The 13,391-nt window shown below is 40.2% G+C and carries 8 protein-coding genes; 5 read left to right on the forward strand and 3 right to left on the reverse strand.

Annotated elements, in window-relative coordinates:
• Positions 1-551 precede the first annotated feature (551 nt).
• The 5 genes from GLIP_RS05625 to GLIP_RS05645 all read left to right on the forward strand — a co-directional run bounded on the left by GLIP_RS05625 (position 552) and on the right by GLIP_RS05645 (position 9,317).
• Complete coding sequence (locus GLIP_RS05625; protein WP_226992185.1) at positions 552-1,994, forward strand: sulfatase; 1,443 nt, start codon at positions 552-554, stop codon at positions 1,992-1,994.
• Positions 1,991-3,415, forward strand: a complete 1,425-nt coding sequence (locus GLIP_RS05630) for a sulfatase (protein ID WP_008843628.1) — start codon at positions 1,991-1,993, stop codon at positions 3,413-3,415. Before GLIP_RS05625 ends, GLIP_RS05630 begins: the two co-directional genes overlap by 4 nt.
• A gap of 329 nt (positions 3,416-3,744) precedes the next feature.
• On the forward strand, positions 3,745-5,931 hold the full coding sequence (locus GLIP_RS05635) for a family 78 glycoside hydrolase catalytic domain (RefSeq protein WP_008843629.1): 2,187 nt from the start codon (positions 3,745-3,747) through the stop codon (positions 5,929-5,931).
• A 177-nt stretch (positions 5,932-6,108) separates the two neighbouring features.
• Positions 6,109-8,145, forward strand: a complete 2,037-nt coding sequence (locus GLIP_RS05640) for a TonB-dependent receptor (RefSeq protein ID WP_008843630.1) — start codon at positions 6,109-6,111, stop codon at positions 8,143-8,145.
• Between the two features lie 20 nt (positions 8,146-8,165).
• Positions 8,166-9,317 carry a PepSY-associated TM helix domain-containing protein gene (locus tag GLIP_RS05645; RefSeq protein WP_008843631.1) on the forward strand — a complete coding sequence of 384 codons (1,152 nt, stop codon included), beginning with the start codon at positions 8,166-8,168 and terminating at the stop codon, positions 9,315-9,317.
• A 51-nt stretch (positions 9,318-9,368) separates the two neighbouring features.
• Here the strand turns inward: GLIP_RS05645 and GLIP_RS05650 are convergent, their stop codons facing one another.
• From GLIP_RS05650 to GLIP_RS05660, 3 genes are all read right to left on the reverse strand, one after another.
• The gene (locus tag GLIP_RS05650) at positions 9,369-10,745 is read right to left on the reverse strand and encodes a sensor histidine kinase (RefSeq protein ID WP_008843632.1); all 1,377 of its coding nucleotides are present in this window, start codon (positions 10,743-10,745) and stop codon (positions 9,369-9,371) included.
• Positions 10,742-11,431, reverse strand: coding sequence for a response regulator transcription factor (locus tag GLIP_RS05655; protein ID WP_008843633.1), 690 nt, complete (start codon positions 11,429-11,431; stop codon positions 10,742-10,744). The genes GLIP_RS05650 and GLIP_RS05655 overlap by 4 nt, the downstream gene beginning before the upstream one ends.
• A gap of 134 nt (positions 11,432-11,565) precedes the next feature.
• Positions 11,566-13,254: a diguanylate cyclase gene (locus tag GLIP_RS05660; RefSeq protein ID WP_040522037.1), complete on the reverse strand. Its 1,689-nt coding sequence runs from the start codon at positions 13,252-13,254 to the stop codon at positions 11,566-11,568.
• Between the last annotated feature and the right edge of the window lie 137 nt (positions 13,255-13,391).

A 13,391-nucleotide genomic window follows, 5' to 3' on the forward strand; every position in this document is an offset into this window, starting at 1 on the left:
CTCATTTTTGTAGGCGGGTGCTTTAGCCCTGTGGTGGTTAATAAGAGCCATGGTCTAAAGATCATGCTACAGGCGGATTTTGTGTTTTTTTGTTTGCAATTTGAGTCGACTAAAAATCCATTTATTAAGTGACTTTGAAGATAAGTACCTTGGCTTTTTCACTTCTATTGATCAATATAGATCTTCCGTTAGCTCGTAAAATGGAGTCTCATCAGAATTTGAACACCACCGGCTTTTTTAACTTTCCTAATGAGCATAGTCCAAATACTGAGAGATTTAGGTTCACAAACTTGTGAACTTTTCCTGACGGCCTCAACAACTACTTAATCAAAGTACCAATCCAACGTTGTCTCTTTTGCTGGAATGCCCACACTAACCGGTAAAACGACTATAAATAAATATCAAAATATAAAAATTTAGTACATAGGACATTTAGCATCTTTTTTATTACTTAAAATAGTTAGACATGTGGTGCTTAAAATATCACTTTTACGGTTTTGGGAGTTTTATCCTGTCTTATAACGTATTAAAACTAAGTTTGAAAAGTTATTGTGAAGATACTCAATATATCATTGATTCAAGTACTTTGTCTTATCACGCTTTGCTTTGTTGTTACGATTGATGCTAAAGAGCGCCCCAATGTAGTTATGGTTGTGGTTGATGACTTAGGTTGGGCTGATGTAGGTTACAATAATCCTGATAGTATTTTTAATACCCCCAATATTGATGAATTAGCTCGCAACAGTATGCATTTTACTAATGCCTATGCGGGAGCCGCAAATTGCGCTCCTAGCAGAGCGGTATTGATGTCAGGGCAATACACTCCAAGACACGGAATTTATACTGTCTCGCCTGCTACTAGAGGGCACGAAAAAACACGTAAGTTAATCCCATCACAGAACAAAGACGTTCTTGATGATAACAATGTGACCTTGGCTGAAATGTTTAAAGCCAAGGGCTATCAAACAGGCCACTTTGGAAAATGGCATTTAGGAGAGGACCCCAGTACTCAAGGCTTTGACCACAATGTAGCTGGCCATAAAAAAGGGCATCCTAAAACCTATTTTAGTCCTTATAATTTACCGTTTATAGAAAATGGCAGCAAAGGAGAATATTTAACTGATCGACTTACCACTGAAGTGGTGGATTGGATAACGCAAAACAAAGAAAAACCATTTTTTGCTTATGTGCCTTATTACTCTGTGCACACGCCTTTGCAAGCAATAGAAGAAGTTAAGCAGAAATATCTTAATCATCCTTTAGCCAGAAATGAAAAACATGCTACCTACGCCGCTATGGTTGAGATAATGGACAAAAATGTAGGACGTATTAGAGACACCTTAAGACAGCACAACCTAACTGAAAATACTTTGCTGATATTTACCTCTGACAACGGTGGTATCCGCTCAATCTCTTATCAAGACCCATTACGTGCTGGAAAAGGTAGTTATTACGAAGGCGGCATACGCGTGCCTTTGTTGGTGTCTTGGCCAACAAAAGTTAAACCTGGCACCAATCATACGCCTACTATCAATGCTGATTTTTACCCAACCTTTGGCAATGTTTTAAAGGTGAGTAAGCTACCGCAAACGCTAGACGGAGAAGACTTATCCCCCCTGTTGTTTGAACAGGGAACGTTGCCAGAGCGCGCCCTCTTTTGGCATTTTCCTATTTATTTACAAGCCTATAATGTAAAAGCAGACCAAAGCCAAGATCCTTTGTTTCGAACCAGACCAGGATCGGCTATGCGTCGAGGAAAGTGGAAACTAATCCATTATTTCGAAGAAGATGAATATGAACTTTATGATCTTAAAAATGATCTGGGTGAGCATGTTAACTTTGCTTCTTATCTTCCTGATATAGTTAAAACAATGAGCAGTGAATTAAAACAGTGGCAAACGCGCATTAAAGCTCCTATTCCAACGCAGAAAAACGTTCAATACGACAGAGAGTTTGAATTGAAAAAAATGCAAAGTCGGCTGCTCGCCCAATGATTGATTTAAGGTGTTTTAAAACAGTAACCACATTAATAAGTGGCATACTTTTGATTCTGAATTGCCATGCATCACTGGCAAATAGTGATAATTCGAAACCGAATATCCTGCTGATTTTAGTGGATGATTTGGGTTGGCGGGATGTTGGAGCTTACGGCAGTGATTATTATCAAACACCTAATATAGACAGTATAGCCGCAGCGGGGTTGAAATTTAATCAAGCGTATACGGCGGCGCACATTTGCTCACCAACCCGAGCAAGCTTGTTGACTGGCAAACACCCGGCACGTTTAAACATTACGGACTGGATCCCAGGTTGGTCTTATCCACATGAAAAATTAGCTGTGCCTAATTGGAACACCGATGGCTTACCAGCTAGCGAAGAAACCATAGGCGAAATGCTACAACAGCGAGGATACAGCACGGCGTGGATAGGCAAATGGCATGTGCGAGGCTTGCAGGCGTTTTCAAATCAACCCTTAAAAGGCGAAGACTACAAGAGCCATAATGGAGCGCAATATCATGGTTTTGACTATGGCCATCAAGACTTCAGTTTGAATGGTAAATTTAGTGGTGCTGATCCTAAAGGTGTGATGGCTTTAACAAAGCAAACCATTGAATTTATAACTAAAGCAGAACAAAAAAAGCAGCCTTGGTTTGCTGCTATATCGCATTATTCCGTGCATACCCCGCTGCATTTTACTGAGCGTGAAAAACAACGTTATTTGCAACAAGACAGGGTGGGGTTAGCACAACAAAACCCCGAGTATGCTGCAATGGTCGCTTCGTTAGATGAAAGTGTGGGTACTTTACTAAACCATTTAACTAGCAACAATTTAACTCACAATACGTTGATCTTGTTTTACTCAGATAACGGTGGCTTAGATAAAAACGACACCGGCTTTCCCACTAACAATGCCCCACTTCGAAATGGTAAAGCAACCCTTTACGAAGGTGGCATAAGGGTGCCATTTATTGCTTCATGGCCCGGGAAAATAGCAGCCGGCAGCGAATCCAATGAAATGATAACCTCAACCGACTTTTATCCGACCCTAGCCAAACTTGTGGGCAGCAAAAAACTACCAAACGAGCTAGACGGTAAAGATTTCAGCTCGGTATTGTTTAATCAAGATCAGTTAAAACGTGACAGCCTTTATTGGCATTATCCTCACTATCACCGTCAAGGTGGTCCGGCCGGAGCTATTCGCAAAGGTGACTATAAGTTAATTGAATATTTTGATGATGGCAGGCTCGAACTCTATAACCTGAATGAAGACTTGGGCGAACAAGTAAATCTTGCTGCACAGCAACCAGAAAAAGTGGCTGAATTGTTACACCAGCTTTCGGTGTGGCGAAAATCGGTTGGTGCTCAAATGATGCAAGCCAACCCCAAATATGATCCACAGCAAGCCAAGTTTTAAGTTGGTTTTTTGTACCTGAAATTTGAGGTGGCTTCTGTTAACCATGAAGTGCCAATTTTTGTAGGCGGGTGCTTTAGCCCCGCGGTAGTACATTGAAGCCATGCTCTAAAGACCATGCTACAGGTAGCGTTGTAGTTTTGTACCTGAATTTTATTGACTCTTTTAGTTGCTCTACAGATTAATTTTACTTTTTAATCGTGTACTAATGTTATAGAACAAAGAGATGTTCAATTTCTGACTTTTCAGACTGTCATGACAGACATACATTTAATGCAATGAGTTTAAAAATTGAGCAGCATAGAGTATAGAGCGACCATAGGGTATTTAGGATGAAAAAACGCAGTGTATTGTTGGCTATTGCACTATTGGGGAGTGGAATTCAACTAAGTCTGGCCTCAATTAAGCCAATAGGTTTAACCACAGAATATATACGCAATACCAATGATGTGAAAATTGCTGACCCTGTTCCAGAATACAGTTGGCAAGTACCTTTACAAGCGCAGAACCAAAGTGCTTATCAAGTGTTGGTGTCCAGTAATAAAGAGACTCTGTACAAGGATGTGGGAGACGTGTGGGATAGTCAAAAAGTTGATTCATCAGTCAATATCAATATTGAGCATGGGGGGCCACGTTTAAATAAAAATACACGCTATTTTTGGAAAGTGAGAATTTGGGATAAGTTCAATAACCCTAGTTTGTATTCTGAGATCCAATCTTTTCAAACGGGTAACTTTGACGGTTATCTTTCAACTAAAAATAGTATCGAAACTCAACTCATTAGGCCTTCAGAATTTATCCAATTATCTGAAGGGCATTACTTTATGGATTTTGGCAAAGATGCTTTTGCGACATTTGAGTTAACTTACCATGCCAGCAAACAAGAAACTCTCATTATCCATTTAGGTGAAAAGCTCAAACAAGGGCGGCTCGACACTCAACCTGGTGGAACCATTCGATATCAGAAAATTGAATTACCGGTGACCCCAAAGCAAAGTGTTTATGTAATCCAACCAAACTTGTATAAGCGACATGCAAAAGAAGAGGCTATCCCAGTGCCTGAACAAGCTGGAGTCGATGGCCTGTTACCTTTTCGTTATGTGGAAATAGAAAATGTAACTCAAGATATTACTGCTGAAGATGTAAGGCAAAGAGCCATATTCCATTATTTTGAGGATAAGCAAAGTGCATTTAGTAGTTCCGACAGGGTGTTAAATGCAGTATGGGATTTAAGTAAGTACAGCATAAAAGCGACATCCGCGTTTGGAGTGTATGTCGACGGTGAAAGGGAACGTATTCCATACGAAGCAGATGCGTATATTAATCAGCTTAGTCATTATAGTGTTGATGCTGAATATGCTATGGCAAAACAAACCATTGAGCATTTTATGCAAAATCCTACCTGGCCTACGGAATGGTTATTACATACTGCGCTGCTCGTCTATCAAGACTATTATCACACCGGTGATACAGAACTTATTGCCGCATACTATGACAAGCTAAAAGATAAAACGTTAATGGAACTCAGCCGAACCGATGGTTTAATTAGCTCTAAATCACCACTGGTCACCGATAAGTTTATGCGTAAGCTTGGCTTTAAAAATCCAAAAAAACGGATAAAAGATATTGTCGATTGGCCACCCGCGCAAAAAGATACAGGTTGGTCGTTGGCGACAGAAAACGGCGAACGTGATGGATATGACATGGTGCCAGTGAATACTGTGGTTAACAGTTTCTTTTACCAAAATATGGTGGTTATGACGGAGATGGCAACCGTATTAGGTAAATTAGAGGATGCAACACAATTTAGTCAGTTAGCCAAGCAAGTCAAACAATCAATTAATCAAAAGCTATTTGATCAAACCAGAGGCGTTTATCTCGATGGCGAAGGCTCGACACATGCTTCACTTCACGCCAACATGTTGCCTCTAGCATTTGACCTAGTTCCTGAAGAACATATCCCTAGTGTAGTCGAGTTTATAAAATCACGCGGGATGGCATGCAGTGTTTATGGCGCACAATATTTATTAGAAGGCTTATACAAAGCGGGAGCAGCACAATATGGGTTAGATTTGATGCGTGCGACCGATGATCGCAGTTGGTACAACATGATAAAGGTGGGCTCTACCATTACAATGGAAGCTTGGGATATGAAATATAAACCCAATTCTGATTGGAACCATGCTTGGGGAGCTGCGCCTGCCAATATTGTTGCACGCTATTTATGGGGAATACAGCCAAAAACGCCAGGCTTTACTCATATTACTATTCGTCCACAAATGGCTGATTTAGCGCACAGTGAGATTGAAATGCCGACTCTGCTCGGAAAAATAAAAGGGCGTTATCTGCGTGAAAGCACAGGGCGAAAAACATTTGAATTAGAAATTCCAGCGAATACTACAGCCGAATTTATTTTCGATAAGAGTCAATTAAAGTCAATAAGTCTAAACGGTAAACAAGTGAATCTTGTCGATCCTGTCATGTTAAGTCCAGGAGCTAACGAGATTATTGTTGAATAGTGAAATGAGCGACAAGGACGTCCTCTTTTCAACTACTTTTTCATCTACGTAAAGCCAACTGCCTAGTCTCAACTAATGTCACAGATAAATGTAACAAATGTAAAAGTACTATTCTTTTATGCGAAAGTTAATGAGAATGCTTCTTGTTTGTAATAACTGTGTTCATTAGGGATTTTCGTGAAAAAAATAGTATTTCTCGGTGCGTTTTGTACCTTATCAAGTGCGTTGTCATATGCCGAAACTTCGAAAGAAGAAGTTACATCAGTAGAAAAAATATCGGTTGTAGGTGCAGCTACTAATCTGAGTATTACCGCAGAAGATATTGAGCAATATCAAGCCAATGATCTTGCAGATATATTTCGCTCTTCTCCTTCAGTTAGTGTTGGCGGTTCGGTGGGCGTTGCACAAAAAATATATGTTCGTGGTTTAGAAGATGCGTATTTAAACGTCACTGTCGATGGCGCACAGCAAACCTCTACGTTGTTTCATCATATTGGACGTGTCACAGTTGATCCTGATTTATTGCAACAAATTGATGTTCAGGCAGGAGCTGGAGAGGCGACCAGTGGCCCAGGGGCAATAGGCGGAGCTATTCGGTTTAAAACTAAAGATGCTCACGATCTATTATCTGATAATGAGCAATTCGGTGGCCGAGTTAAAGCCAATTATTTTTCAAACGACGGTACTCGTTATAGTGCTAGCTTATACGGAAAACTGAGTGATACTTGGGGTATCTTGGGCTACTACAGCACAATTGACCGTGACAATATGGAAGATGGAAATGGTGACGAAATTTATGGTACCGCTGCTGATCAAGATCTACTCTTTGTTAAGGCAAGTGGTGACATCGCAGAAAATCATTATTTGTCGTTAAGCGTAGAACAACGAGATGAAAAAGGGGAGTTTTCAGCACGACCAAATTGGATCGTTTTGGAGGGTGCATTACTTTATCCCAGTGAAGCACAGCGCGATACATACGTAGCAAATTATCGTTTTTCACACAATGCATTGGTTGACCTAGAAGCTACCGCTTATCAAACTAATTCATCTTTCCGTGGTGGGCGATTTGATTACCTTGCGGAAATAGATACTTATGGTTTTGATATTCGCAATACGAGCGAAACAGGACTACATAAATTTGTATATGGTGTTGATTATCGTAGTGATGAAGTATCCAGCGGCCCTGGTGAAGATGCAACTGAACATACCGAAGAAGGTAGTGTACTAGGTATTTATGCACAAGGTTATACTGATATTACTCCTGAATTATTACTCAGCTACGGTGTCCGTTATGATGACTATGATTTTCAGCAAATTATTCTGCTTGATGAATATTATGGGACGCCAGTGACAGATAGTGCGGCTTCCTTAAATGACTCTGAATTCAGTTTTAATCTAGGTGCTGCTTACGACCTAAATGAAGCATGGACACTTGGTTTAGGCTACGCTCAAGCCGCTCGGGGCAAACAAATTGGTGACGGATTTACTATCGATGGTTACCTTTACGACGGCTCTGATGTACCTGTGGTTGCCGATGATTTGGTACCCGAAACAGTGGAAAATATCGAGGCTTCAATTACATATAGTGCCAATAACCTGAATGCTAAATTGAGCATATACGATTCTTCAATAGACAATGTCATTTTTGAAGGATATGAAGGCAACTCCGTATTCAATAATATAGGCTCTCTAGACTCGCAGGGTGTTGAGTTTGATGTTGCTTATAATTGGAACGATTTTGATATCTTTTTCGGGTTTTCCAGTGCAGATACAGAGCTTAATCCTAGAGACGGTCTTTACGATCAACAATATTCGTCTATTGATATTAATGGTTATGAATTTGTTGGTTTAGGGAATAGTCGCGGTAACACTTGGGTTTTAGGTGTTGATTACGATATTAATACAGATGCTAGTGTTGGTTTCAGTGTTACTAAAGTCGATTCGATTGACATCGATACAATGCATCAAGCCGTAGATCTAGGTTGGACTGATTCTTTGTATCGTTTACACAAACCAGGCTACACCACAGTGGATCTGTATGGAAAATGGTATATTTCCGATAATTTGTTAGTCAACGTGGCTGTTACCAATTTATTTAATGAGCATTACCTTGACCACTCAAGTGTCGGCGACTATAGCGAAGTATTTGCTTCTGTGGTTGGTCCCTATGAAGCCGGTAGAGATATAAAAGTGTCTGTGTCCTACAACTTTTAAACCCTTTTAGATAATTCATTATGGGTTTAAAAACATTTAAAAGATGGGTCTTTTGGGCTCATCTTATCACTGGGTTAGTGGCAGGCATTTTTGTGTTTTGTATGTCGTTTAGTGGTGTTTTGTTGACTTATGAACGGCAAATCAAAGAACTAAGTGAAATGCGCTATACCGTTACACCGAGCCCAGCTTCAAGCAGAATTAGCACAGATCAAGTGGTAGAAATTTTGCAGCAACTGCAGCCGGATGAACCCCACATTTATATACGTTGGGTTAATCGTGAAGGCGCTGCTATCCCAGCATGGGCAGGCAAAAATAGTTATTTACTTCATCCCTACAGCGGAGAAGTTTTGCGCTATGGAGAAGGCGTTGCTGCCGACTTTTTTCATATAGTAACCGATTTTCATCGGTATTTGGCCTTTGCAGGTGAATATCGAGTTATCGGTAAAAATATCACAGCCTACTCCAATTTGGTGTTTTTGTTTTTATTAGTGAGTGGCTTGTACCTCTGGTTACCAAAACGTTTCAACCGAAAGGCTATTAAACAGTATTTGCTATTACCTAGTCGTTATCTAAATACACAACACCGTAATCGACAATGGCATTTAGTTTTTGGTATCTGGTGTTTACCTATTTTGTTTGTTGTTGCTTTAACGGCCACCATCTTTCACTTTTCTTGGGCAAATACAGCGCTATACGGTTTTTTTGGAGAAAGTGTACCTGAGCGCGAAAGCCATCAAGAAGTGACAAGTTTAGACGCAGATATTATTCCCTATGAAAGGTTGTTCATTGACGCTAAACAACATGCTAATAACAACGGATACCAAGATTGGTACTCAATGTGGCTGGAAATCGGCGATAGCGAACATGAAGCTCGATTTTATATAGATAAAAGCATAGGGCATAGGCAAGAACTTGCGTATTCTTTGTTTTTTGATACCCGAAATGGCGAAGTATCGAAGGTGTTAAGAAAACAAGATTGGTCTCGAGGCGGCCAAGCTTGGGGGACTGCACGGTTCTTACATACAGGAGAGTATTTTGGTGTTGTGGGCCAGACCATCGCTGGTATTGCTTCACTTATTGCTTGCCTGCTTGTATACACAGGCGTGGTTCTCGCTTGGAGAAGACTAATTACCACTCCTTTGCAACGCAAGGAACTTGCCGATAAAGCCTAAACAATATCGAATCGGTAGCAGTAAAATGCTGCTACCGTTTACCTATTGAGGTTAACTTGGAATATTAATAATAATTTGTAACCCTAAAACTTTGCCCGATTCACCACGATAATTAAGGGCCTTTATTGAACCACCTATCGCGGCAATTTGCCTATGAGCCAGAGCCAAACCAAGTCCGAAACCACTGCTATTATTTGTGTTGGTTAATATTCGTTCCGATGCTCTGGCTTTGTCAACACGAAAAAAAGGTTTAAATATGTCTGATAACATATCCTCTGGTACACCAGGTCCTTGATCTGTAATGACTAATTCATATTTGCTTTCTAAATGCGTGAGCAAAACTTTCACTTCACTTTGGCTAGGCGTGTAACGTAATGCGTTGCGGATGACGTTCTCAACCGCCTGACCTAACGCTAATTGGCTGCTGTGGGTAATCAGGCTGTGTTCTGGAAGTTCAGTGGTGAGAATGCGATCTGGATATTCAAAGCGCGCGTCTTCACATATCACTTGTATCAACTCGACTAAATCAAAATCATCACTATTCAATCGCGGCGATTCAGTATTCAGCCAGGCCAATGTAAGCGTATCCTCAACTAGACTGCGCATTGTTGCTGCTTCATAGCGCAATCGTTCTAAGGCTTGTTCGGGACTTAATTTTTGCTCAACAAAATCGATTGCCATATCAATTCTGGTTAACGGTGTGCGAAGTTCGTGTGATAAATCAGCAAGTAGCCGTCTTTGATTATGGATAAGTTTACTAATGCGATCAGCCATTTGGTCAAAGGTCAATGCAAGACGAGTTAGTTCGTCATTACGTTCATGTAACGGGGCATTTATCCGTACATCAAGCTTACCTTCGCTAAACTCTTTAGTTACTTTTTCGAGTTTACGTAGCGGGGCCATTACGTGTTGATAAAGCACAAAACTCAATATACATAACAAAACCAAAGGCAGCGCAATTTGCAGTAATAAATTAGCGTATGCAAGGAAGGCTCCTGGCCGCATACGGTTAGGTAATTGAATTAAAAAATGTGTCGATGCGTCGGCGAAAGGTACTTCCATCGTGGGGTTTTCTTGGAAATATAAATGGATTTTCCATTCTACGTCTCTACCTAAACGAAATCGCTCTATGTAATCATTTGGAAGTGATGTATCAGCAAAAGGACTTAGTTTTGAAGTAACAACGGCCGCCCAAGTTTGCTCTTTTTGTTGAAGCTCTTTTAACCAAATAGCTAGAGCTTCAGTGCCATCTTGGTTATATATTTGTTCCGCTTGTCGCCCATAGGCGAGTAGCTGTTGTTGGTGCTCTTTGGCGATAAAACTCATACTCGTTTCGGTACGGCTGGTTAACCAGTCAATCGCCCAAAATAGCAAAACCGTGCCGAAGGCAATAATGGCGCATAGGCGCCAAAAAAGTTGATTCTTCATATAAATCGGTAGCCTTTACCATGCAGCGTAACCAAGCGTTCCGGCGGCATCCCAGCTTCCACTAACTTTTTGCGCACCCTACTTAGATGCATATCTAAACTGCGGTCAAAGCGGCTAAACGGCCGATCCAATACACTTTGATACAAAAAAGCTTTACTCATAACCTCATGCTGATTTTCGGCCATAATCCAAAGCAACTTAAATTGAATTGGGGTTAACTCAACATTCTCTTCATCAAACAATACTTGTTGTGTTCTGCGATTAAGCTGCAAATTATCTATAGTAAGTTGTGTGGTTTGATTGGTGAGATCACTTTGGCGACGGCTACGGCGCAGCAAAGCTTCGACACGCAACATCATTTCGGTAAAATTAAAGGGTTTCGGTAAGTAATCATCTGCCCCTTTTCGATAACCCTCAATTCGTTCTTGTTCTGCACCACTGGCGGTAATCATCATTACCGGCGTTTGTTTGACTTTCCTTAATTGGTTCAAAATGGAAAAACCATTTTGAGACGGTAACAATAAATCTAATAAAATGAGGTCAAAACTTTTTTGCAACGCCCTCACTAGACCTTTTTGCCCATCAAATAATTGTTCGGTGTTGAATCCTTTTTCTTGGAGTAATCTAGCGATTTGGTCACTTAGAGTAATATCATCTTCAATGATTAAAATACGCGTGGCGGACATAATAGGTGAACAGATGCTTGGGTTATGGATTAATCTTATTGATAATCATTCTTGTTTGCAAGTAAATCGGGATCTTTTATCGTAAACTGCAATATCTCTCCGCCGCTATGCAATTGTTCTCGGCTTATGTTGTTTTATACCGCAACCACTTGATTTCTGCCTTTTTGCTTAGCCGAATATAGCGCTTCATCTGCTCGCATGATCAACTTGTCTAAATCAATTTGGCTAGGAAAAGCGCTCGCCACACCTATACTCGTCGTTATCTTATTTACTTTATTAAAACTTAATGTTTCGAAGTGTTTACGTAAACTTTCGGCTAGATGTTTGGCTTTGCCACCTTCGGTATTAGGCAGAAATATCAAAAACTCTTCGCCTCCCCAGCGAAGGGGGATATCGGAGTCTCTGAGTCGTTTTTTCAATTCCAATGATACCCGCTCTAAAACTTCGTCACCTACTGTATGACCGAACTGGTCGTTAATTCGCTTAAACCAATCTAAATCCATAAGAATAATCGACATGGGATTTTTATTTCGTTTACCTAAAAGCCAAATTGGATGCACAAGATCTGGGAATGCGCGTCTATTATATAGGTTCGTTAGCGGATCTAGTCGTGCGTTTGTTTCGGCACTCTTACGCGCCTCTTGCACCATTTTAAAATTGAATCCCAGAGAAATTGATAACAATGACATCTCGATAAGCATGCCAATTTCAATTCCTCTAAACGCCCACTGTGAATATGGGATTACTCCCCAAGTGGCCAGACTTGAAATCGTAGCTCCTCCTGTGCCCATCGCTATGGCCGGAATAAAAAATTTAGCTAAGGGGTTGCCTCCCTTGTAAGAAAAATAACCGATAACTAACATCCATATGGACATTGTAGTGAGGATCATCAGTTGAACCATTACTATTACAGAACGACTACCAGTGAGAAATATGACACAGGCTAAAATCAATAACCCAAAATAAATTTTACGTCTTGCCGAATATAAGGCGGGCAAAAATACACGCGTATTTAAAAACTCGATGGTAAACACAACTCCCGAGAATATATAGCAGAACATTAAAGTAGGCATAACCCACTGCTGCAACCATATAGAGTCAGACCAGGCTACCCAAAACCCGTGTCCAGTGTAGGTGAAATTAAAAGCCGTAAACGCAAACAGATATAGGGAATACAACAGGTATCTGCGTTCTTTTAAATAAAAATACAAGACGAAATTGTAAATAAGCAGAATAAGTAATGAGCCATATAGCGCACCATAAAAATACGCGTTTTCGGATTTATATGATGCTATTGCGCCTTCATTTCCTAGGTAAATTGGAATGGTCATTGGATCTTCGGATTGAAAACGGAATAAAACAAACGTTTCACCTGCTTCAAAACTGTGAGCAACAGCTGGCATTCGCTCATCACGTGGACGTTGGGTGAAAAGTAAGCTATCTCCTAAGGCCACGTGTCGGCGAAGTTGGTCATTTTTAAAAAAGTAGATATCTATTTCATCTAGCCAGGCATTATCAATTTTTAAAACCTGTATAGATGAGTCTGTAGCTGAATTCGTTATTGGTAACACACCCCAGACAGTATTTTTTGTAAAGCCAAAGCTTACTTGATTTCTACTGTTTTGCGCGAAACGGTTTTCTTTATAAGTATTAAATGCCTGCTCTGGAGTGAGGTTATTTTGTTTGTCTAAAAGCAATAACAAACGATCGTTAACCAATAGTAAGTCATCAGATTCGGATAAAGTTTTCGAATCTGCTGAAAAGGGGAGACAGAGGAAGAAAACAAGTAATAATGTTTTCACTAAGACGTAGAAAGAATTCATGACTTCAATACTTTAAATCGTTTGTTATAACCGATTGTAGGCTAAACAATGCCTACAAGAAACGAATACTACTTAAAATAAGGAAGTTTGTTATTCTGATGCATATATGAAATTGACGATTATTCAATCGCAAAAAT

The sequence above is a fragment of the Aliiglaciecola lipolytica E3 genome (assembly GCF_000314975.1).
Lineage (GTDB): Bacteria > Pseudomonadota > Gammaproteobacteria > Enterobacterales > Alteromonadaceae > Aliiglaciecola > Aliiglaciecola lipolytica.